The 22,851-nt window shown below is 35.1% G+C and carries 21 protein-coding genes and 1 tRNA gene; 7 read left to right on the top strand and 15 right to left on the bottom strand.

Annotation, left to right across the window (positions count from 1 at the left end; all coding sequences use genetic code 11):
- Positions 1-7 precede the first annotated feature (7 nt).
- From GFU89_RS04670 to GFU89_RS04655, 4 genes are all read left to right on the top strand, one after another.
- A complete protein-coding gene (locus GFU89_RS04670) occupies positions 8-490 on the top strand; it encodes a helix-turn-helix domain-containing protein (RefSeq protein WP_318846042.1) in 483 nt (160 codons plus the stop codon).
- A gap of 146 nt (positions 491-636) precedes the next feature.
- Positions 637-1,401 carry a hypothetical protein gene (locus tag GFU89_RS04665; protein WP_318846041.1) on the top strand — a complete coding sequence of 255 codons (765 nt, stop codon included), beginning with the start codon at positions 637-639 and terminating at the stop codon, positions 1,399-1,401.
- Between the two features lie 53 nt (positions 1,402-1,454).
- Positions 1,455-2,069: a hypothetical protein gene (locus tag GFU89_RS04660; protein WP_318846040.1), complete on the top strand. Its 615-nt coding sequence runs from the start codon at positions 1,455-1,457 to the stop codon at positions 2,067-2,069.
- A gap of 94 nt (positions 2,070-2,163) precedes the next feature.
- Positions 2,164-2,793, top strand: coding sequence for a hypothetical protein (locus GFU89_RS04655; protein ID WP_318846039.1), 630 nt, complete (start codon positions 2,164-2,166; stop codon positions 2,791-2,793).
- Positions 2,794-2,836: 43 nt separating this feature from the next.
- Here GFU89_RS04655 and GFU89_RS04650 read toward each other — a convergent pair.
- The 4 genes from GFU89_RS04650 to GFU89_RS04635 form a co-directional block, all read right to left on the bottom strand.
- Positions 2,837-2,911: transfer RNA gene (locus tag GFU89_RS04650), tRNA-Arg, on the bottom strand.
- Between the two features lie 408 nt (positions 2,912-3,319).
- The gene (locus GFU89_RS04645; RefSeq protein ID WP_318846038.1) at positions 3,320-4,750 is read right to left on the bottom strand and encodes a S41 family peptidase; all 1,431 of its coding nucleotides are present in this window, start codon (positions 4,748-4,750) and stop codon (positions 3,320-3,322) included.
- Positions 4,751-4,868: 118 nt separating this feature from the next.
- Positions 4,869-5,639, bottom strand: coding sequence for an alpha/beta hydrolase (locus GFU89_RS04640; protein ID WP_318846037.1), 771 nt, complete (start codon positions 5,637-5,639; stop codon positions 4,869-4,871).
- A gap of 8 nt (positions 5,640-5,647) precedes the next feature.
- The gene (locus GFU89_RS04635) at positions 5,648-6,757 is read right to left on the bottom strand and encodes an epoxide hydrolase (RefSeq protein ID WP_318846036.1); all 1,110 of its coding nucleotides are present in this window, start codon (positions 6,755-6,757) and stop codon (positions 5,648-5,650) included.
- Between the two features lie 351 nt (positions 6,758-7,108).
- Here GFU89_RS04635 and GFU89_RS04630 point away from each other — a divergent pair, with 351 nt between their 5' ends.
- Positions 7,109-7,750 (top strand): NAD(P)-dependent oxidoreductase, encoded by a 642-nt coding sequence (locus tag GFU89_RS04630; RefSeq protein ID WP_318846035.1) that lies wholly within the window; start codon positions 7,109-7,111, stop codon positions 7,748-7,750.
- Positions 7,751-7,940: 190 nt separating this feature from the next.
- Here the strand turns inward: GFU89_RS04630 and GFU89_RS04625 are convergent, their stop codons facing one another.
- Together GFU89_RS04625 and uvrA are read right to left on the bottom strand one after the other, a co-directional pair.
- Complete coding sequence (locus tag GFU89_RS04625; RefSeq protein ID WP_318846034.1) at positions 7,941-8,708, bottom strand: methyltransferase domain-containing protein; 768 nt, start codon at positions 8,706-8,708, stop codon at positions 7,941-7,943.
- Between the two features lie 126 nt (positions 8,709-8,834).
- On the bottom strand, positions 8,835-11,627 hold the full coding sequence (uvrA, locus tag GFU89_RS04620; RefSeq protein WP_318846033.1) for an excinuclease ABC subunit UvrA: 2,793 nt from the start codon (positions 11,625-11,627) through the stop codon (positions 8,835-8,837).
- A gap of 646 nt (positions 11,628-12,273) precedes the next feature.
- On the opposite strand from uvrA, the gene GFU89_RS04615 reads away from it, so the two are divergent.
- Complete coding sequence (locus GFU89_RS04615) at positions 12,274-14,085, top strand: TonB-dependent receptor plug domain-containing protein (RefSeq protein WP_318846032.1); 1,812 nt, start codon at positions 12,274-12,276, stop codon at positions 14,083-14,085.
- 71 nt (positions 14,086-14,156) lie between these two features.
- The gene (locus GFU89_RS04610; protein WP_318846031.1) at positions 14,157-14,873 is read left to right on the top strand and encodes a DUF2490 domain-containing protein; all 717 of its coding nucleotides are present in this window, start codon (positions 14,157-14,159) and stop codon (positions 14,871-14,873) included.
- Here the strand turns inward: GFU89_RS04610 and GFU89_RS04605 are convergent.
- The 9 genes from GFU89_RS04605 to tnpA all read right to left on the bottom strand — a co-directional run bounded on the left by GFU89_RS04605 (position 14,870) and on the right by tnpA (position 22,803).
- On the bottom strand, positions 14,870-16,918 hold the full coding sequence (locus GFU89_RS04605; protein ID WP_318846030.1) for a M48 family metallopeptidase: 2,049 nt from the start codon (positions 16,916-16,918) through the stop codon (positions 14,870-14,872). The genes GFU89_RS04610 and GFU89_RS04605 overlap by 4 nt on opposite strands.
- Positions 16,919-16,928: 10 nt before the next feature.
- Positions 16,929-17,375, bottom strand: a complete 447-nt coding sequence (locus GFU89_RS04600) for a phosphohydrolase (RefSeq protein ID WP_223598781.1) — start codon at positions 17,373-17,375, stop codon at positions 16,929-16,931.
- Between the two features lie 80 nt (positions 17,376-17,455).
- The gene (locus GFU89_RS04595; protein ID WP_318846029.1) at positions 17,456-17,791 is read right to left on the bottom strand and encodes a YegP family protein; all 336 of its coding nucleotides are present in this window, start codon (positions 17,789-17,791) and stop codon (positions 17,456-17,458) included.
- A 28-nt stretch (positions 17,792-17,819) separates the two neighbouring features.
- Positions 17,820-18,131 carry a hypothetical protein gene (locus GFU89_RS04590; RefSeq protein ID WP_318846028.1) on the bottom strand — a complete coding sequence of 104 codons (312 nt, stop codon included), beginning with the start codon at positions 18,129-18,131 and terminating at the stop codon, positions 17,820-17,822.
- Positions 18,132-18,190: 59 nt separating this feature from the next.
- Positions 18,191-18,754 carry a hypothetical protein gene (locus tag GFU89_RS04585; RefSeq protein ID WP_318846027.1) on the bottom strand — a complete coding sequence of 188 codons (564 nt, stop codon included), beginning with the start codon at positions 18,752-18,754 and terminating at the stop codon, positions 18,191-18,193.
- A gap of 77 nt (positions 18,755-18,831) precedes the next feature.
- Complete coding sequence (locus GFU89_RS04580; RefSeq protein WP_318846026.1) at positions 18,832-20,610, bottom strand: acyl-CoA dehydrogenase family protein; 1,779 nt, start codon at positions 20,608-20,610, stop codon at positions 18,832-18,834.
- 50 nt (positions 20,611-20,660) lie between these two features.
- Positions 20,661-21,017 (bottom strand): four helix bundle protein, encoded by a 357-nt coding sequence (locus GFU89_RS04575; RefSeq protein WP_318846025.1) that lies wholly within the window; start codon positions 21,015-21,017, stop codon positions 20,661-20,663.
- A gap of 36 nt (positions 21,018-21,053) precedes the next feature.
- Entirely contained in the window at positions 21,054-22,232 is a 1,179-nt protein-coding gene (locus tag GFU89_RS04570; protein ID WP_318846024.1) for an acetyl-CoA C-acyltransferase, read from the bottom strand.
- 106 nt (positions 22,233-22,338) lie between these two features.
- Positions 22,339-22,803, bottom strand: a complete 465-nt coding sequence (gene tnpA, locus GFU89_RS04565) for an IS200/IS605 family transposase (protein ID WP_318846023.1) — start codon at positions 22,801-22,803, stop codon at positions 22,339-22,341.
- Positions 22,804-22,851: the final 48 nt, after the last annotated feature.

Here is a 22,851-nt window from a genome sequence, read left to right as displayed (position 1 = left end):
GACAAAATTGAGGTATAAAAACAGTTCGAACAAGTACGGAATTACGATTCATATAGGGATAAATTATTCCCCTATTGTACCAATCGGAACATACGCTTACTTTTACATTATGTATGAGAGAAAAATAATTCCGAACTTAAATTGCGGGCTTGATCTAATTGGTGAAGTGCTGTATGGCAAATGGAAGATACGTTTGCTTTGGTTTATTGATCAAGGATATAAAAGGCCGAGCGAATTGCAGCGCAAGATTCCGGATGCATCCCGGCGGGTTTTAAATATCCAGTTAAAAGAGTTGGAAGACCACGAATTGGTTACAAAGAAAATCTATCCTGTTGTACCTCCAAAAGTAGAATATAGCCTGACAGAATTTGGTGAAAGTTTAATTCCTGTAATAGCAGCATTGGGGCAATGGGGAGATCAGCATGAGGATCGGTTAAGGACATTGATTATGAAACGAATTCAGAGATCTGCAGGAACAGAGGAAGATTAATGTTTCTTTACACTTTTGAATACCAAAGAGTCATTTACTCCCTTATCAGATAAAAGAAAATTTTATTACCTAATGACCACTTTACCAGCTACAATATCATTAATGAAATGATAAGCATTAAAAATCCAGAAAAAAACAAATGATCTATGCAAAATAAAATTTACATGCTTTTCGTATTATTGCTTCTGTCTTTTTGCCATTCACAGGATAATAAAATTGTTGATTTGGCAAAAATATCCAATGATTTTGATGTCTCAGAATTTTACAGCAATAAGATCAAAAAGACCAACGAGATCATCTCGAAAGATCCTAAAAGTATGGATAAAAAAGAAGCTCTTAATCTTTTAGATAATGCTTTTTTTGTAAAAGATACTTTAGGTTATTTTAAAACCGATGGGAGATTCCCTACAGAGCTTTCTTTAGAATCAACCAATGACTGGATGGTGAGAAATAAGAAACCAACTGAAATATTTGGCTATGGATACAAAACGGTCGCCTACGATCCGGAAAAGGACAAGATAGCTGTTTTGAATACAGTAACTTTCCCAAAAATGGATATGGTAGAAGACCGGAAAGGTAAACTAATGTATCTTAAAGTAGAAAAGACCTCAAAAACATCTGCTGATTATAGTAAAATCAAAGACTACATCAGTAAAAAATGCAAGAAAATTGCTGTTGACGACGATGATCCAAATGCTTCATACTGGAAAGATGAATCTTTTTACTATTATCTTTTTAAAGATGATCATCAAGAAGAGGAGATCTCTTTCGACTCACAGGGAAATAAAATATCGAAATCGGTAGAAGTAACAGAAATCAGATTGATGATGTTTGAAATGTCTTATATTAAGAAGATGGAAGAACTGGGTATTTATTCAGCAGGATATAAATTTTGGAAGAAATCTTTTTAATGCAAATAGTTTTATCTTTAAAAAATTCAGTAATCATTCAATTTATGTTAAAGATGAAAGAAATTAAAAGGCTGTTATTTTTCATATTCCTGTTGATATTTATAGGTTTCAACGCACAGAAAAGTAAAATGGATATCCAAAGTAAAGTATCGGACTGGAGAAATGATCCTTTCGGATATGCAGAGAAAATAATACCAAAAAAAATAAATGATGAGTTGATTCCTATCACTCTAAAAAAAGCTTACATTACAAAAGTAGATCAGGAAGAGGTTGTATTGGCAATTTGCGCGGTAGAGAAAAATAATAAAGAAACATCGTCATTGACCTATTTCTTTATCAGCCCTCAGACCAATCAAATGATTTCACAGTTTCAGTCTGTTTTGACTGTAAAAGGATGTAATCTCAGTATATCTGCATTCGTCATTAAAGATATCAATGGAGATAAAAAGGACGATTTTATCTTTTTAGAATTATATGATGACAAATGTAAAGGAGATTATTGGATAAGTTCAAATTTCCATCAGATCAAACCTGTCACAACAAAAAATGAATTGGATGATTATCTCAAACTTAGAAATGATATAAGAATCAACCGGAAGGTCAAAACGACTGAAACAGAATCGTTACAGAAACAGTTGGAAGCAGTCGTTACAGACTTATTTCATTAATAAAATGTCAAATATTGTTGGTCATGCCATTAAGAATAAATAATTACTGCAATATATTCTAACTTCTGTGATAATCATAAAAAAGACTAAAATAATGAAAAGCATTTACATATATTTTATATTTATTTTACTTTCGGTCCCATTGAACTTATTGGCTCAAAATAGTAATAGTAAAGAGCATTATACGTACCAGGTCAGAGAAGAACATGGAGACTTAAATAGCGATGGTAAGATGGATAGAATAATTGTGGAAATGGATACAGTGAACGAAACAAGACCGTTAAGATTACAGATTTTTCTGTCTCAACCAAATGGGAAATTAGCACTGGCCGTGTCTTCAACCCAAATCATTGAACCCCAATATCCGGTTGGAAACCAAGGGAAATTTAATGGATATCAAATTCCTGATTTTTTTATTGAAAAAGGGGTCTTAAAAATGTGGAGTGAAATTAAAGGCGGGAATATTACATACGACTTCAAATATAACAATGGTAATTTTGAATTAATTTATGTTGATAAGCTCACTAATAACGTAACTAAAGGCTATATTGATGAAAAAACAATATTTACAGAAACTAAATTTGATCTGATTACCGGGATCAGAACCGAAACTGATGAAATATCAGGTTCAGACAAAGCATTGAAAGTAAGAAAAAAAAGAGTTTTAATAAGACCTCTGCCTAAAATACAGGATTTTAAATTTTCCGATAAAGAATTATATTAAGAAACGAATATAAATAGGGAAGAGAGTAGAGCCTATCCTTGTTTGGTAGCCCCATCAGGGATCGAACCTGAATCTAAAGTTTAGGAAACTTTTATTCTATCCATTGAACTATGAGGCCGGATTGAATTATAAAAATACAAATTATTTAATGATCAACGAGTACTGTAAGAATAGAGACTAGGACAAATATGTTTGTGCCATTTTGTGCCATTTGAGGAAGAAAAATTAAAAAAGCTCTATTGGAAAAGGGTATATGGGTAAAAGAATCTGCCCTTTAGGGGCAGATTCAGTAGATAAATACATCTCATTTTTTTAATTAGACAACAATAAAAAGCACAGCCGACAATGCTGTGCTTAAATTTTTATTTCAAATTTAATTGCAATTTCAATAGTAGTAAGAAAAGCAAATAAAGTTTCCACTTCGATTATTATTACATAGTAAATGTAGTCATAATTTTAATACGAAATATGAATTTAATGTTAAAATTCACAAGTTATCCACAAAAAATTGTGGATAACTTGTGCGTTAGTTTAAAATCCAGCCTTTTGCCGTTTCAATATCCGTATCCTGTCCTTCTTTAGGTTCTACAGGAATGTCCGGATCTATCTTTCCATTATAGACTTTTCCGTTGCGGTCCATTTCATAAGAAACAGCCAGGGCAAGGCTTTTTCCATCACTTAACTGATATGGAATGTTAGCTGAAGTATATCCTGCAGATGGCTTTCCAAATAATTTTACATTACCCTTCCCAATAAAGGCGATGGTGGTGGCTTCTCCTGAGCTAGCAGTATTCGGGCCGATCAGTACTGCTATTTTTGACTGGCCGCTTTTAAGCTCATAAGAATCCTTAATTTTATGCGGTCCAAATTTTCTGTTTTTATAGATCCATGGGGTCTTTTTACTATTGTAAACAAAATATCCCAGTGTTCCTTCACCAATCAGACTGCCAAGTCCACTGATCATAGGATGCATATTTCCTCCGGTATTGGTTCTCAGATCTACAATCCAGCCTTTAATTGTATTTTCAGAATCCAGTTTTTTAATCATATCATGGATTTGCAGGGCAAATACATCCCCAACTTCTGTATTTAAAGACGCAAAACCCGGAACTGAAACATACCCGATGTTCTGATCAATCAGTCTGGAATCTGGTTTTGCATCATTAGTATTGGCAATTTTTTGTTTTGCTGTACGTTCTTTGCTATCAATAAAAGAATGATTATCACCAGCCTCTCTCAGGTTTTTGATGATATAATTTAAAGCGGCATCTGTATCATCAATGGTTTTCATTCCTTTTGAAAGATAATTCAGATTTGTATCAATATTCTTCCAGTCTAATTTATCTGAAAAAATAGAATTCTTTTTTACAATATCTTTAAACTCCTGAATGTATTTTGCAGAAACTTTTGAAGGCTCTTCTTTTGAAAATGCAATTTTATTGAGTTCAAAATGATCAAACCACACTGTTCCGTTCCCTGTAAACACCCCTCCAAGAAGCAGGCTTTTTACATTTTTATCAACAGTGAAAATTAAAGAATACTTTGTCCAGTCTTTATTCACAGCAATAGACTTTTGCTGTGAATCTGAATTTCCAAAGTCAATCATCTGGCCATTTTCATCTTTTACCTGAGTCCATAGATTGATTATTCCATTGGTGTTTTCAGATTTTACATATGCACTTATTTCTATTTTCTCTAATTGCTGAATGTCAAGAGGAACTTTTTGGGAAAAAGATTGAAAGTTTTTGGTATCATCAGACTTTCCAATAAGCTGCATCGAGGCTTTTCCTCCAAAATACTGTGAATAATCTAGCTTTCCTTCGTATGAATCTGCTTTTTTAATATTCCAGTGATTGGGTACTCCATCTGTCATGTTTTCAAAACTTGGATTTTGTATTTGAGCTTCCACTGAGCAGAACAGAAAGGCTGCTATCATGGTGTAGGTCAATTTTTTCATAGTTATTAATTTTGGCTAAAATAAAGAACTTGTCAGCAAATTTATGTTCTGTTAACAAATTTTAGTAATGGTTTAGAAGGATTAACAAATTTTAGACTTTACACATGATTTCTTACAATTACTGTTCAGAAAGGTATTGTAAAACAAAATCATTTAAGATTTTTTTCTCTTCATCACTGCCTTTATTGTCCATATGACCATGATTGATAGAGGTTGTTTGTACTGTTATAGAATACTTTTTTTGTACTGCTTCATTAGGAAGTACACCTTCATCAGCCGGATAATCGTTAGAACGTAAAGTATAAATCTTAGGAACAGAAGTTCTTGGCAGAAACATTCTCCGGTTGTCCATTGTGATCAGTTTATATACCAGATTAGGATGTTGATTACCAAATAACGCTGCCATATCACCGCCATTGGAGTGTCCTATTAATGTCAGATGTTTATAATCCAGTTCCGGTTTTGTCTTTTTAAGTTCATTAAGTACAAACAGAATATTATCCGAACCATTTTGCCAGAAAGGTCTTCTTACCATCTGTAAATTGCCATCTGTCGGCAACAAGCTGTCCGTAGTAAGCTCATGTTGAATGCTTACCGTAAAATAGCCTTTTGAAGCCAGTTTTTCTGTTAAATAAGAATATACAAAATAATCGCCGCCTTTATTGAGACCATACCCATGATTGAAGATAACAATCTGCTGGTTGGGAATCTTTTTATCAGTTTTTGGATGATAAAAGGCAACAGGAATTTTACGGTTTCTGCTTTGATCAAAAAAGGTTAAAGTATCCAGTTTTACTTCATAATCATGACTTTCAGTATTTTTATTTTGTACAGCACAGCTGGTTATAAAAAGAGGAATAATAAAAAGGGCAGTAAAGAAGTATTTCATGGATGGTTTTATTTGACAGAATAAAAGAATGATCTTAGTTCATCTGCAAATATATGAGGTAATTCCAATGCGGCAAAATGCCCTCCTTCATTCATCTTTTTAAAGCTGGTTACATTCACGAAACGTTCTGCCCATTCTTTCGGGAACTGAGCTTCACGGGGAAATACGAGTACTCCGGCCGGAACATTACTCTTTTGATGAACGTGAGTTCCGCTCCATAAAGCCGCAGCATCTTCTTTGTACATTCTCGCAGAAGATCCTATTGTTTGAGTTACCCAGTAAATCATAATATTGGTAAGCATCTCATCTCTTCCTCCAAACGCAGTTTCGACTAATTCTGATGGCGCTCCTGCGTTTATGAAGCTTATGATCCAGCCTGCAAGCCCGACAGGAGAGTCGTTCAGTCCATAAGCAAGAGATTGGGGTTTGGTAGACTGTACCATTGCGTAAGCTCCTTCACTATACCACCAGTGCTGTACAAACTGTGCAAATTGTTTTTCATCTTCACTCATTGTTGCCGGATCTTCCTGTCCGGTTGGATATCCAACGTCTGTAAGATGAACCGCTTCCATGACATCAGGATATTTTGAAATTAATGCTTTTACAACTGCCATCCCTATATCACCTCCGGCAGCACAGAATTTTTCATATCCAAGCACTTCAGTCATCAGTTTTTTCCAAAGATCGGCGACTCTTTCACTGCTGACCGCCTTTTTATCAGAAAAGCCAAATCCGGGAATAGAAGGGATAATCAGATCAAAACTCTGTTCGCCTTCGGTAAGCAAAGGAATAATTTTATGAAAACGGTAATAACTGTCCGGCCAGCCATGGGTAAGAATCAAAGGTTTTGGGTTGGAACCTTTTCCTCTGATGTATTGAAAATGAATCAGAATTCCGTCTATGTGGGTTGTGTACTGGGGATGTTGATTTAATTGCTGTTCATGCATTTTCCAGTTGTAATCATTTATCCAATAGTTGGTAAGCTCTTTCAGATAAGTTTCGTTGGTGCCGTAGCTCCAGCCAGAGCCTTCGGGTTCTTCAGGCCATCGGGTGTTTTGGATACGGTTTTTCAGGTCGGCTATCACCGATTCGGGGATGTTAACAGTAAATGGTTCCATATTAATATATTATATTGGTGTAAAGTGATTATCTTGAAAGGTGTTGATAATAAGAATGTTATCAAAGTTATAAACTTTCTCTTTTAATAAGTGTTGTCAAAATCATAAAATTTTTGATTTTTTAATGATGAAAAAAATGTAACTTTAATTCATTAAAATCTCGTAATACATATTACTGATTCAGGAATCATTAGGAAACCTGAAAATCTTAGGTTCAATTTCTGAACCCAATACTTTTATTATATCATATCATATCTAAAAAGCAAAGGCAATACGTCATTTGTAGTATCAACAGTCATTAGCGGTTAATTTGCTGCTGATTATTGATATTTAATATAAAGAAAAATCATTATGAATACCTATAAAATTGCCGTTATCGGCGGAACGGGAAAATCCGGTCAATATTTGGTGCAAAACCTATTGGAAAAGGGATATTCTCTTAAACTTTTAGTAAGACATCCTGAAAATTTTACCATTCAAAATTCCTTAATTGAAGTGGTAAAAGGAGATGTAAGAGATGAAGCAGCTGTCCGTTCATTAATTGAAGGGACTGATATTGTAATGAGCACTCTGGGGCAGCCAAAAGGAGAGAGATCTATATTCAGTGATGCAGCGAAAAATATCATCAGGGCGATGAATCATCATGGGATCAGTCGTTATATCGCAACCACAGGTTTGAGTGTGAATGCCTTATTGGATCAAAAAAATGAAAGGGTAAAAATGGCTACAGACTGGATGTATCAGAACTATCCTGAAACAACGGCTGATAAACAAAAAGAGTATGAACTTCTTATAGAAAGTAATCTGGACTGGACTTTTGTAAGATTGCCACTCATTCATCTTACAGAAGAAAGTTTTGCAGCGGAAACTAGTCTTACAGATTGTAAAGGGGAAAGCATCAGTGCCAAAGATCTGGCTGAGTTTCTGGTTTCTCAGATTAACAATTTTGAGTACATCAGAAAGAGTCCGTTTTTGTATAATCTGAAAGAGTAATATTTTAATTGATAAACAGAAGCAGTTGTCTCAGAATTCAAATAGTTTGAGCTTTGTCATTGACTACGTCAAATCTTCGATTTCTGACGAAGGAAGAATCTCATTGATAACCAATATATGAGATTCTTCACTACATTTCATTTCGTTCAGAATGACATTTCAAAGACAGCTATTTCTGTTTTAATTTCTTTTATTTTTTACGGCCATACATCAATATCCGCTTAAAGGCATAAATAGCAGGATATTTTGTAAACCTTTGTGTGATACGTGATTTAAATTCAGTAATGAAATCTTCTTTTTGACTTCCTTCCAGACGTTCCAGATAAGGCAATAAGGCTGTTCCTGAAATAAATTCATATAAAGCCTCATGATCATCTGCAATAATAGGATAAACCTTCTGGAAAATTTCTATATCCTGAATTCCGTTATCAAAGAGAATCTGAGCATAATCATCCATGGAAAGCACCGGCGAATCACGGTTGAAATGATTTAACTGTGATACATAAGGTTCTTCGTCTGCCATTTCCGTAAGAATTTGATTGAGAACATTTTCTTTCTGAACAGGCATCTGAATAGCGAGCTGTCCTGCAGGTGATAGCAATCCAATGATTTTAGGAAATAAATTTTCGTGATCATCTGCCCATTGTAAAGCCGCATTACTGAAAACAAGATCCCACTTTTGATCAGACTGTACTGTTTCTTCAATGCTCTGAAGCTTAAAGTGTAAACTGTCTTTTTCAAATTTTTTTGATTTTTCAAGCATTTCTGCTGAAGAATCAATTCCTAAAAATGTAGAACCTGTCAGTTTTTCGGCTAAAATGGAGGTTTGTTCTCCGGTACCACAACCTAAGTCAATGGCTTTTATATCGTTTTCAGGTTTGATTAATGCTGATAAATCGTAGAAGGGTTTGTAGCGTACATCTTTGTATTGATCGTATAATTCCGGATTCCAAGGCATAAAAATAATTTTGAAATGATATATAAAGGTAAAGAATCTATTTTAAAACAGGTGTTAAAATGCAGCCCGTTATTATTTAAATCAGCATAAAAAAAGCGACTGTTTCTAAAACAGTCGCTTTTCATTTTATTGTTCAAGTTTTTCCTTGATGTATTTTGCGGTGTAAGACTTTTTATTTTTTGTCAGATCTTCAGGAGTTCCTGCAAATACAACTTCACCACCGTGTTTTCCTGCTTCCGGACCAATATCAATAATATAATCGGCACATTTGATGATATCAGGCTGATGTTCAATAACAATCACGGAATGCCCAAGGTCAATCAATGCCTGCAATGATTTCAACAGCTTCTGAATATCATGGAAGTGCAATCCTGTGGAAGGCTCATCAAAGATAAATAAGGTTTTATCTGTCGTTACCCCTTTTACGAGGAATGAAGCCAGTTTTACACGCTGTGCCTCACCACCGGAAAGGGTAGAAGAGCTTTGTCCCAGCTGCAGATATCCTAACCCAACTTCCTGAAGAGGTCTCAGTTTTGTTACGATCTTTTCTTCATTATTATCTTTAAAGAAGTCCAGTGCTTCATTTACCGTCATGTGAAGGATATCCGAGATGTTTTTCTCATCAAATTTTACTTCAAGGATTTCGTTTTTGAATCGTGTTCCTTTACAAACCTCACATTCAAGCTCGATGTCTGCCATGAACTGCATAGAAACGCTGATCACTCCTTCTCCTTTACATTCATCACATCTTCCTCCATCTACGTTGAAAGAGAAGTGTTTAGGCTTATAACCCATCATTTTCGCTATTTTCTGCTTGGCAAAAAGATCACGGATGTCATCATAAGCTTTCAGATAGGTTACAGGGTTTGAACGGGATGATTTTCCAATCGGATTCTGATCAATAAGTTCAATGTTTTTGATCAGTTTTTTCGGGAATTCTACAGAATCATAGTCTCCTTTTTTACCACCCATTCCAAGCTGGATCTGAATGTCATTCGTAAGGATTTCTTTCATCAAAGTAGATTTTCCACTTCCTGAAACCCCGGAAATAACAACCAGACTTTCCAGAGGAACATCTACATCTATATTTTTAAGGTTGTTCTGACGGGCTCCTTTAATATGAATCCATTCTTTTCCTTTTCTTCGTTTCTTCGGAACTTCAATTTCCAGTCTTCCGGTAAGATATTCCGAAGTAAGGGTATTGGCTTTTTTCAGATCTTTATAATCTCCAGCAAATACCAGCTCACCACCAAGATAACCTGCTTCCGGACCAATATCAATAATATAATCCGCAGCTCTCATTACGTCTTCATCGTGTTCTACCACAATTACGGTGTTTCCAAGGTCACGAAGATTTTTCAATACTTCAATCAGGTTTTCCGTGTCTTTAGAGTGAAGGCCGATAGAAGGTTCATCCAGGATATAAATAGATCCTACCAAAGAACTCCCTAAGCTTGTTGCTAAGTTGATTCTCTGACTTTCTCCTCCTGAAAGGGTATTGGAAGTTCTGTTTAGTGTTAAATAACCTAACCCTACCTTTAATAAAAATTCCAGGCGGGTGGTGATTTCATAGATCAGTCTTTTAGCAACCTCTTTGTCATGATCTGAAAGCTTTAATCCATTGATTACCGGAGCCAGTTCATCCAAAGGAAGTTCTATCATCGACTGGATATTATGTCCGTCTACTTTTACCCAACTTGTTTCTTCACGCAGTCTCAATCCTTCACACGTAGGACAGAGGGTTTTTCCTCTGTAGCGTGAAAGCATTACCCTGTACTGGATTTTATATAAGTTTTCTTCAAGCATTTTGAAGAAATTATTGATGGATGGGAAACTGCTTTTTCCATCACCTTTCCAAAGGAAATTTTTCTGTTCTTTTGTTAATTGGTGATAAGGTTTATGAATAGGGAAGTCACCTGCTTTTTTGATGAAGTCTTTTTTCCATTCACTCATGGTTTCACCTCTCCAGCTGACAACGGCATCTTCGTAGATGGATAATGTTTTATTGGGAACTACAAGATCTTCGTCTATTCCGATTACTTTTCCATATCCTTCACATGCAGGGCATGCACCGTATGGATTATTGAAGCTGAAAAAATGAACATTCGGTTCAAGAAATTCCATTCCGTCCAGTTCAAACTTATTGGAGAATTCTTTTACTTTTTCAGTATCTGTATTTTTTAACGAGCAATAGCCGCGTCCTTCATAAAACGCCATCTGGATAGAGTCCGCAAGCCTTTGCAAAAAGCTTTCATCTTCTTCATAGGAGAAACGGTCAATGACAAGATTGATCGTCATTCCTTTTTCAGGAACAAATCCAAAGCTTTCCAGATCCTCGATTCCTGCTAAGTTTCCGTTGATTTCAAGTCTTGTGAAACCTGCCAGTTTTAAAATATTCAGGGTTTCTTTAAAATTGTCAGCATCATATTCTAAAGGAGCTGTCAATAAGAAAGAAGTATCTTTTTTGGATGCTTTGATAAAATCTACCACATCAGAAACCGAGTCTTTTTTCACTTCTTCTCCCGAAACAGGAGAAAATGTTTTCCCGATTCTGGCAAAAAGAAGTTTCATATAATCGTAGATCTCCGTAGAGGTTCCTACCGTAGAACGCGGATTGGAAGAAATTACTTTCTGCTGGATCGCAATAGACGGCGCAAGTCCTTTGATATCATCTACTTTTGGCTTTTCTAATTTCCCCAAAAACTGACGTGCATAAGAACTTAAACTTTCAACATACCTTCTCTGCCCTTCAGCATAAATGGTATCAAAGGCTAAAGATGACTTACCGCTTCCTGAAACTCCTGTAATCACAATCAGTTTATTCTTCGGGATCAGAACATCTATATGTTTCAGATTGTTAAGATGTGCATTCTTAACGAAAATCTGTTTTTTTATGTCTATTTCTGTTGTATTAGCCATATTTTGTTTATTCATAAAAGTGACTGTACAGCATTAAGGCTGCCAGTATAATGGTGTTTTGCCACAGAATATTCCAAGGCTGTCATCAATTGAATTTTTCCTCTATTCTTGAATCTGTCTGATCTTTTTAGCCTCATTTTTTAAAAGAATGCATTAAAAAAATACAGTTGAAAAAGAATAATTTCATTATAAAATTAAGACCCACAAAATTACGAATTTTTAGTGAAAATTTTATGCATATATTATTGTTAAAAATTATTATTATAAATGGTAAATCACACAATTAAAATTGGAAAATAATCATCGGAAAATGATAAAATCAAGTGGGTTTTGTGATTTATTCTTCATTTATTGTTTATTTTACTGTACTTTATATAGTTTTAGAAATTATGTTAAATTTTTTCATGAAACTATTGTTTTGTATTTTAAAATTATTTAAAATTGTACCTGTAAATATGTAATATAGATATGAGAAAATTATTCAGAGATCTGGTTACACATTTAATGAAGAAAAGATAGAATTACTCCCTCACACACAGATGCAGCATTACGCTGCATCTTTTTTTATGACAACTATCATTTGCCTGTCTTGGTGAACTCCCTTACTTTTGGAATCTGTTATAAAAGAAAAACTACGGAAACGATTATGATCAAAAAGATAGGAAGTGCTTTTTTTCTGGGATCTTTACTTTGGATAAATGCACAGGAGAAGACAACAGATATTGAAAGCATTGAATTTCAGGGGAAATTTATCTCTACACCTTATAAAAGTGCCAACCAGAATATCAGCATTATCAGCAGAGAAGATATTGTAAATTCTCCAGCTAAAAGTATAGACGAGATTCTTCAGCAGGTACCAGGAATGGATATCAGAAGGAGAGGTGCTAATGGGGTGCAGAGTGATATCGGTTTCCGGGGAAGTTCTTTTGAGCAGGTTCTTCTGCTTCTGAACGGAATCAGGATGAATGACTCCCAGACCGGACATAACAATATGAATATTCCCGTTGATCTGGATGACGTAGAAAGAATAGAAATCATAAAAGGGCCAGCTGCCAGACGTTTTGGGCAGAATGCTTATGCAGGTGTGATCAATATCATTACTAAAACGGTTCCCGGAAAGAAAGTGAAAATCAGTGCAGATGGAGGAGACTACAGTACTTACGGGCTTGGATTCAATGCGCAGATAGGAAATGAAAAATTCACCAATTCCCTTCAAGCCAACTCTTCCTCTTCAGAAGGGTATATGTTCAATACTGATTATGAGATCAGAAATGTCTTTTATCAGGGAAAACTGAACATTAAAAACGGGGACGTAAAGGTTCAGGCAGGTTTTTCGGAAAAGAAATTCGGAGCCAATGGTTTTTATGCTTCCAGTGCTGCAACAAAACAGTATGAAGAGACACAGGCATCTATTGTAAGTGTAGCTCATCAGCAGACGTTTGGGAAACTGAAACTGAATTCAAATGCATATTGGAGAAGAGGACAGGATATGTATCTTTATAACAGATGGGATCCTGATTTTTACAGAAACATGCACATTGGAAATAATGTAGGCGGCGAAGTAAATTCCAGCTACCAATGGGGATTGGGAACAACCGGAATTGGGGTAGAATTGAGAAAAGAATTTTTGGTGAGCAGTAATCTGGGTAACAGAAACCGTTTTGTATCTCAGGTTTTCTTTGAGCATCATTTTTCATTACTGGATAAAAAACTGAACATCAGCCCGGGAATTTCATGGGCCAACTACTCTAAAGAAGGAAATTTCTTTTATCCTGGTTTGGATGTCGGTTATAACTTTAATCCCAATAGTAAAATCTACGGAAATATTGCAAAAGTACACCGTATACCAACCTTTACCGAACTTTTTTATATAAGTAAAACGGAACAGGGAAATCCAGATTTAAGGCCTGAAAATGCGCTTTCATCCGAGGTAGGATATCAATATCAGAATAACAAAATTTTAGCTAAAATAAGCGGGTTTTTAAGGAACTCCAGCAATTCTATTGACTGGGTTAAAAATGACCTTAAAGACAAAGTCTGGTTTGCAGAAAATGTAGGAGATATCAAAACCAAAGGGATTGAAGCAGAGTGGAGCCATAGGCCTTTAGACTGGCTGAAATATACGGTTGGATATACTTATATCGACAGTAAATATGAAGAAAAAACTGGCTTGGTTTCAAGATATATTCTGGATAATCTGAAGCATCAGCTGGTTTCCAAATTAGAGGTGAAATTCCTGAAAAACTTTACCAACGAGCTTGTTTACCGTTACAATGAAAGAGTAAATCTGGGAACTTACAATCTTCTTGATGAGAAGCTGAGTTTTACTAAAAAAGACTACTCAGTCTATGTTTTGATTAACAATATTACGAATACAAACTACACGGAAGCATTTGGGGTAGCAATGCCACAAAGGTGGTTCCACATTGGGTTTTCTTACACAATTAATATTAAGTAGGTGTTAATTTAATATTAATGAAAGTTAATATTAATAAATTGTTAAAAAATATACATTTGCAAAAATTTTTTATGAAACGTCTTATAGGCTTAGGTTTACTACTTGGAATTTCTTTTTTTAAAGCACAGGAACATATTTCCAGCTTCAATGCAGTGACTCTGACCTATAAGTTTCATCCGAAATTTTTCCTTTATGCAGAAGGGCAGATGCGTGGTAATGAAGAGTACACTTACCCTGATTATTATGAGATAAAAGGGGGCTTAGGATACAATCTTACCCAGAATCACAAGCCTTTTGTGGGATTGGGAAGATATGTTAACTATAAAGAGCACAGCTTAAGCAGAGAGGAGTTTAGAGTATGGCTTCAGGATGTCATTGATATTAAAAAAGGCATCGTGAAGTTTGAAAACCGTTTTCGTGTTGAAAAAAGCTGGTTCTATGAGCCTAAAACAGATCTTACTTCCCAGAGAATGCGTTACAGATACCGTCTGAATGTAAGTGTGCCTTTAAATTCCAAAACCATTAAGAAAGGAACTGTCTTCGCTAATGCATATGACGAAATCTTCTTTGTAAGCCCGATGAAGCCTAGTTTTGCCAGAAACAGAGTCTATGGTGGTTTCGGCTATCAGATTGATGATTACTTTGGGATCGTAAGCGGATATCTTTGGCAGCGTGAATTTGAAGCAAAAGGGAATAAAAATTTACATTTTGTTTACCTTGCGTTAAACATCAACATTGATGGAACAAATCATCACACAAAAACCTATGATTTCCCGGGGGCGGATTAATTCTTATTTAAACCTGACTGAAAATTTAATAAATCCAGCTTAGAATTAAGATAATGATCGTTGAGTAATGCCCGGTATTTTTCAATCAGCAGGGATACAGCACTTACCTCATGTTCAAGATATTTGTCTTTGTTGAAGTAAATGTATTCGGAATCTACAAATTCCTGAAAAAGGTTTTTGTCTTCATCACTTAAGGCTTCCTTATAAGCTGAGTTTTCAAGAAGTACTCTGGTCTTTTGTTTAAAAGGTTCTTCTGCTTTTAACAGCTTGGCTCTATGTTTACGGATTTCTTCAAAAGGTAAAGTGACTGCCATAAACTGCAGATATACTGTAAATTCATTTAGACTTTTCTGGAAATCATCAAATTCTCTGTCTATGACGGCCAGTTTTTTATACTTGACGAGCAGGTCTTTTTTAAGGTCCTCATCAGAAATATGATAATAGTGTTGAAAGATCGCTTTGTCATTTTCCAAAAGTTCTTCCTGCACTTTTTTCAGTTCATTTTCAAGATCAGGAATAAGTTTTCCGGCATCTTTTGCTTTGTACAGACTGCCGTCAAATCTGAAGGTTTTTATTTCTTTCGGATAGGAAGCCAGGTATTGCAGAGTCTGTATATCACTCTCTATTCCGGATTTTTCGTAGACTAAAGATACTTTCTTGTCACTGAAAAGTTCAGAAGTATGATGAGGTGAGGAGCCTGAAATTACAGATTCAATATTTTCTACAATAGGATTATGCCTTTCGTAATATCCGTTAAAATCTGAACTGAAAGTTTTATAGGTACTATTGTCCAGATAGAGCTGTATAAAGCTTTCATCATCTATCACTTCACCTACATTTTTTACACTGCGTAAAGTGAGGAATTTTGACGTCATGATTTCGCAGATAGTATCAAAACCACTGATGATTTCTTTCGCATATCTGTGGTCTGCAGCTGTATTCCTGGTTTCGTTTGTTTTAATCCTTTCAATCCTTTTTAGAATATCCGGATGTGAAGTCCATTGGTCTTCAATTTCTATTCTGGATTTATTATACCGGGTAAGATCTTCGGGATCTATTTTAGGAAGTCCGTTTACATAAGGATGATTATTTCTTTCGCATAAGATTTTCATTAAAGAAATCTGGTTCTTATAAAGATCCTTTGGAAGGTATTTTTGCTGGTTTTCAATATAAAAATTAAAAGAATAATTAAAAGCAGCATCACTTAATTCCAGCCTTAACAGCGATGAAGCCTGCTCTTCAGGATTGGTAATAAAGGTTGAAATAGCATCTGCATGATATTCCATTTCTCTTTGGAGAGAAGCATGGTTTTTGAAAAGAAAATTTGATATACTTTTAAGAACAGATTGAAATGCATTGATGAAACTGACGGATATCAGACCAAAAATTTTAAAAACAGCATTGCCTCCCGAAAATTCCAATATGAAATTTTCATACTCTTTATTATTGTAAACAGTTTCAAAGATTATTTTTTCAGCCTGATTCACATAGCCTCCTACCTTCATGCTTTTCTGAGAGAAATGTCCAAACTCATGAGCTAAAATGGATCTTAATTCTCCCACACTGGTTGAATTGATAAGTCCAACCCCTATCGTCAGGTTTTTCTTTACCGGCAAAAACATACTCCAGAAAATAGAATTATAGCTTACACTGGCATTCACATCGGGTGAAAGAAAAACTTTCTGCGGCGTATTTACTTTGGTTTCAGCTACAATTTCATCAATAATTGCAAACAGCTCAGGCTGATGGGATCTGTTGACTTCTATCAGATGACGGGTACTGTAATGTGTCTTTTTGAAAATAAATTTAACGAGAAATATAAACACAAAAACTCCAACACTTAGCAATCCTGCTGCACCAAAAACTGTAAAGTAATTGAGAGAAATACTTAACAGCTTTATTGCTCCGTATCCTAATAAGAAGATCATTAGGAGTGAAGCGAGTATAAGTATCAGATAAATCAGGAAAAAAACTGAAATAGATACAATAGCAGAGACCAGCTTGGATTGATAAGCTGATGAAATTTTAGGGAGGTTATTAGTCATGTGTTTTTTATTAATATTTCTCTATCAGATAGCGATACGCTTTCAGATATTTGTTGAATCTTTTAATATCTTTAGGCGTAAGTTCTCTGTTGACTCTTCTAAGATCCATATTGTCACGAAGGTCATTTAGTTTTACAGCAACAGAGAGAAGAGATCTTTCTGTTCTTTTAATAAAATCATCGTATTCTTCTTCCGGATCAAACTTGGTAAGGCAGCTGATGGCGAAAATAATATATTCAGGAAACCCTTCAGACCTTAAATAATCCAGACTGAATTCTTCCGGATGGTCTTCTACTACATCATGTAGTACACCAACAATTTTTTCGTCCAGTGTTTTACCATAATTCATCACACGCATTACATGAGCTATGTATGGAGCATGGTATTTATCGGTTTGTCCTTTATGGGCTTTGTCTGCAATTTTAATTGCTCTATTCAGTAATTCTTCTTTTGTCATTTCTAATGAAAAATAGAGTACAAAAATAAAAAATGCCTTAAAAAAATAAGACATTTTTATCAAGATTATTTCAATTCATTTTAAAGGCTGGCTTCATCCTCTACGTGAGCGTGTGGAGCATTGTTTTTTACAGATTCTATTCCGTTTTCCATGCCGTTATCAGATTCATACATTTGGCTGGTTCCTATGATCTGGCCATTTCCTGCCTTAAGATTGAAATAACATCTGCCGTCATTGGCTGTATTTCTTTCAAATTTTGAATCTTCCTGCGCATTGGCCTTTACAGATCCGATTCCGTTTTCGCAGGAAGGCTTTGTGCTGTATCCCTGGCTGGTTAAGATAACCTGTCCGTTTCCGGCTTTGAGGTTAAACTGAAAGTCTCCGTTTGTTCTTTTAGAGATAATAAATTTTCCCATGTTTATTGTTTTTTGAATTGGTGTTGTTTTATTTAGAGGGTATGAGTTTTTTTGGACTTACCTGGAGTTTGTCAGGTATGATAGCGTTTAAAATTTTGTATTGCGAATAATCCTTTGCAGGTTCTTTCAAAGCCAGATACATCATAGTATCATTAGGTTTCTTAATCAACATCTTATAAAATGCTGTCCGGGGTTGATTCGATTTCAACGCAAAGTATCCGGGGAATTCCCCTTTGCTGACAATTTTTACGGTATCTGTTTTGGGAATAGGAAGTAAGTTGTCCTTTTTTTGTGCCATCAGAGAAGCAGATAAAAGGAGTAGGGGAAATAATGTCTTCATGCTATGTTTTGCGTTTTATGGTTTTTAGTTATAATAAAATTAGCAAAAATTATTGATATTTAAAGTTTTTTAAATGTCCATTCATCTTTTAATGATAACTGATATCTTTTTGTAATGATCTTTTTAGGAAATAAGATTGTAAGCAGTATATTTTCATGGTGATCATCCTTTTTATCGGAAATAATGGCCATGGAGAAATAAGAATGATTTCCTTTCGATTTCCATTTTTTAAACTCTGTATCTCTATATATTTGCAAGCTTTCATCACTTTCATCTCTTTTCCTGTCCATCCAAAATAAATCCATCTTTAAATAACCAGGATAATCATTGGCCAGGTTCTTTATTTCATCGATCAGAAAAGGATATTTTTTCAAAATCATGCGGGCATCATTACATCTGCTTTTTTCAAATTCCTGCATCACTTCAGTACCACAAACGACTATCCTGCGATCTACAAATACCTTTTTGGGTTTCTCTGGTTTGGAATGATAGGCACTCAATATTTTGTTTAAAACATGATCTTCAAGAATACCATTGCAGGCTAAAGTATCATTCTGTCTGCGCTGTGACAAAGCAATAACGGGTAGTAAAATAGTAATGATAAAATATAATTTTAATTTCATGTTTAGTTTTATCATTTAAATATAAAAAAAAACGCCCCAAAATGTGGCGTTTTGAATCAAATTTATGTTGTTAAAGACTAATAAGCTCCTTTCTCGATATAGTGAGCTGCAACTTTTTCAGTTAAAGCCACTACATTCGGCTGATTAGTATATTTTGTGAATCTTCTTAATCCGGAAAGCATCATTCTCTGTTCGTCGCCTTCCGCGAAAGAAACAATTCCTTCTTTTGCTGCAGAAATGATTTTGTCGATAGCTTTGTAAAGATTTAATTGAGCCATCGCAGCTTCCACAGAATCAGCAGAGAAATGTTTTTCAGTTCTTAAAACTGCAGATTCTGCCATGTAGATCTGGTTCAGGATTTCAGATGCATTCAATAGCAAATGCTGTTGTTTCTCAATATCCATCATATATTTCTGAAGAGCAGCTCCGGAAACCATTAAGAATACTTTCTTAAGATTTGCGATAATTGCTTTTTCCTCACTCATAAATTCTGAATAATCAGGAACTTCAAATGAAGGAATACCCATCAATTCTTTGCTGATTGCCATTGCAGGAGATAAAAGGTCCAATTCACCCTTCATTGCTCTCTTGATAAGCATTCCTACAGCCAAAAGTCTGTTGATTTCGTTGGTACCTTCATAGATTCTTCCAATTCTTGCATCTCTCCATGCAGATTCCATTGGAGTATCTTCTGAGAATCCCATTCCACCATAAATCTGAATTCCTTCATCAGCTGTATTTTGAGTAAGATCAGACACAAAAACTTTTAAGATAGAAGCTTCCACTGCAAACTCTTCAACACCTTTCAATTCAGCTTGTTGGTGATCCATTCCTCCGGCAACCAATTCTGCAATTTTATCTTCTACATTTTTTGCTAAACGGTAAGAACCAGCTTCACTTACGAAAACTCCGGTTGACATTTCAGCAATTTTCTTTCTGATGGCCCCAAAAGTTGAAATGGAAACTCCAAACTGTTTTCTTTCGTTTGCATACTGAATAGAATGGTTTAAAATTCTTCTTTGTCCGTCAAGATTGGCAGCAGCTAATTTAATTCTACCAACATTTAATGCATTTAAAGCGATCTTGAAACCATTGTTTCTTTCACCCAACATATTTTCGACAGGAACTTTCATATCATTAAAGAAAACCTGACGAGTTGAAGAGGAGCGAATTCCTAATTTATGTTCTTCTTCACCAAAAGTTAAGCTGTTTGGATCTTCTAATTCTGAACGGTTGATAACAAAACCTGTAATATTTTTATCATCATCTATTTTAGCAAATAAAGTGAAAGTATCAGCAAAACCAGCATTGGAAATCCACATTTTTTGTCCGTTGATGATGTAATGTTTTCCATCATCAGACAATTTTGCTCTTGTCTTTCCTGAATTGGCATCAGATCCGGCATCCGGTTCAGTCAGGCAATATGCTCCAAACTTTGTTCCTGTAGCTAAATCCGGAAGATATTTCTTTTTTAATTCTTCACTTCCGTAAAGAAGAGTTGGAAGAGTCCCGATTCCGGTATGTGCTCCATAAGCTGTTGCTAATGAACCATTTCCTCCTGAAACATAATCGCAAGCCAACATGGTGCTCACAAATCCCATTCCAAGACCACCATATTCTTCGGGAACAGTAATTCCCAAAAGTCCCATTTCACCTAACTGACGCATTGTTTTTTCGGTCAATTCATAGTCTTTTTTCTCAAAACGGTCATGATGTGGAATCACTTCTCTGTCTATAAATTCTTTCGCAGAATCACGAAGCATTTTCTGTTCTTCACTCAGTTCTTCAAGACTGAAAATTTCGTTTGCAGGAATTTGTTTGATCAGGAATTCTCCGCCTTTAAGTATATTGCTCATTTGTTATTATTTTAAATTTTAGATTATAAATTTTAAATTAGATTTTGTTATTATAAATTTTCAGATGATGTTTTGATGATTTTAGTCAAAATATTGATGATCATTTCAATGTCTCTTAAATATGAATTGATCTCTATTTGAACAAGATTTGAAGAATCATAAAGCTTCAGCCAATATTTTGTTTCTCTAGCTTCTTTATTTGCAATAGAAAGCTTTGAGATAAAATCTTTTTTAGATTGAGCAGCTATAGCTTCTTCTACATTTGCTCCAATGGAAGTTCCAGAACGAAGAATTTGTTTTGATAAAATAAACTCGCTTTGAGATTTACATTCAGTATAAAATTTAATTATTCTTAAGGCAAAATCAAAAGTTTTTATTTGGATCAAATTGTCTTCTTTGAAACTCATTACATCTAAAATTTATAATTTAAAATCTATAATTAATTAAAGTAGTTCAAAAATAGAAGCCGCTCCCTGTCCGGTTCCCACACACATAGAAACCATTCCGTACTTGTTGCCTCGTCTTCTCATTTCGTCAAGAAGTTGAACGGTTAGCTTCGTTCCTGTACATCCCAGTGGGTGTCCAAGGGCGATGGCTCCTCCGTTTACGTTTAAGATATCAGGATTTAACCCTAATTCTTTTTTGATAGCAACAGATTGAGAAGCAAAAGCTTCATTAAGTTCGATCAACTCGATATCTTTTAATTCTAAACCTGCTTGTTTTAAAGCTTTTGGAATAGCATAGATAGGTCCCATTCCCATGATTCTTGGCTCTAATCCGGCTGCAGCATAAGCAACTAATCTTGCTTCGGGCTCCAATCCTAATTCTTTGACCATTTCTTCACTCATTACCATTACGAAAGCTGCTCCATCACTCATTTGAGAAGAGTTTCCGGCTGTTACACTTCCTCCGTTGGCGAATACAGGTCTTAATTTTGCTAAACCAGCTAGAGAAGTATCAGCTCTTGGGCCTTCATCTACTGAAAAATCAAACTTTTTAGTCTGCATTTTCTGATTTTCATCCAGAAAGTTATATTCTACAGGAATCGAAACAATCTGGTTGGCAAACTTTCCTTCCTGATTTGCTTTTAAAGCCTTCATATGAGATTCGAAAGCGAACTGATCCTGTTCTTCTCTTGTAATATTATATTGCTTAGCAACTTCTTCCGCCGTGTAACCCATTCCCCAATAGTAATCAGGGTTAGTTTTTGCGATATCCGTTTCTGGAACAGGTTTGTAACCTCCCATCGGAATATATGACATCGATTCTGTACCACCCGCGATGATGCAGTCTGCCATTCCAGCTTGAATTTTTGCAGAAGCAATCGCAATCGCCTCACTCCCTGAAGCACAGTATCTGTTTACGGTTACTCCTGGAACTTTATCTGTATTTAAACCCATTAAGGAGATCAAACGGGCAACGTTTAATCCTTGCTCTGCCTCAGGCATTGCATTTCCTACGATAAGGTCATCAATTCTGTTTTTATCTAATTGTGGTAGCTCAGCCATTAATTTTTCAATAACGGTAGCGGCCATGACATCAGGTCTTGTAAATCTTAAACTTCCTTTTGGAGCTTTTCCAACGGCAGTTCTGAAACCTTTTACTATATATGCTGTTTTCATTTTTTTTGTTTAATTAAATTGTTTTAAGAATTTTTAACCTCGTAGAGGTAAACTGTTCATAGTATTTGTTTATGCTTTCTTTGTGGAGCTCCGTAGGAGCGACCTGTTAATCAATAACCCATTCAAATAAATATTTTGGATCATATTCTATCTCAAATTTTGACATAAAATCCAGATATTCTTCTCTAAAAGTTTTCTTTTTATGATGTTCCTCCTGATTCAAAATATATTTTACAACAGAGTCAACACTGCTTTTAGAATAAGAAAAAGCTCCGTACCCTTCTTGCCAATTGAATTTTCCATTTATCCATCCTTTTTCATTGATGAATTTTGAAGAACCAGCTTTAATATCTCTTACTAAATCTGAAACTGATAGTGTCGGATTCAGACTTACAAGAATATGGACATGGTCTGGCATTGCAAAAACTGCGAATAATTTTTGGTTTCTATTGGAAACAATACCTGTAATAAACCGATGTAATTCTTCTCTGTTTTCTTTTGAAATCAGATTTTGTCTTCCTTTTACAGCGAAAACAATTTGAATATAAATCTGAGTGTAGGTATTTGCCATAAATTAACAGGCCGCCTCTACGAGGCTCTCCAATTTTTAAATTATTCA

Origin of the sequence: Chryseobacterium sp. JV558 (assembly GCF_033712365.1) — a bacterium.
GTDB lineage: Bacteria > Bacteroidota > Bacteroidia > Flavobacteriales > Weeksellaceae > Chryseobacterium.
Note: the sequence above shows the minus strand (reverse complement) of the source record. Positions and strands in the feature narration are given on the sequence as shown.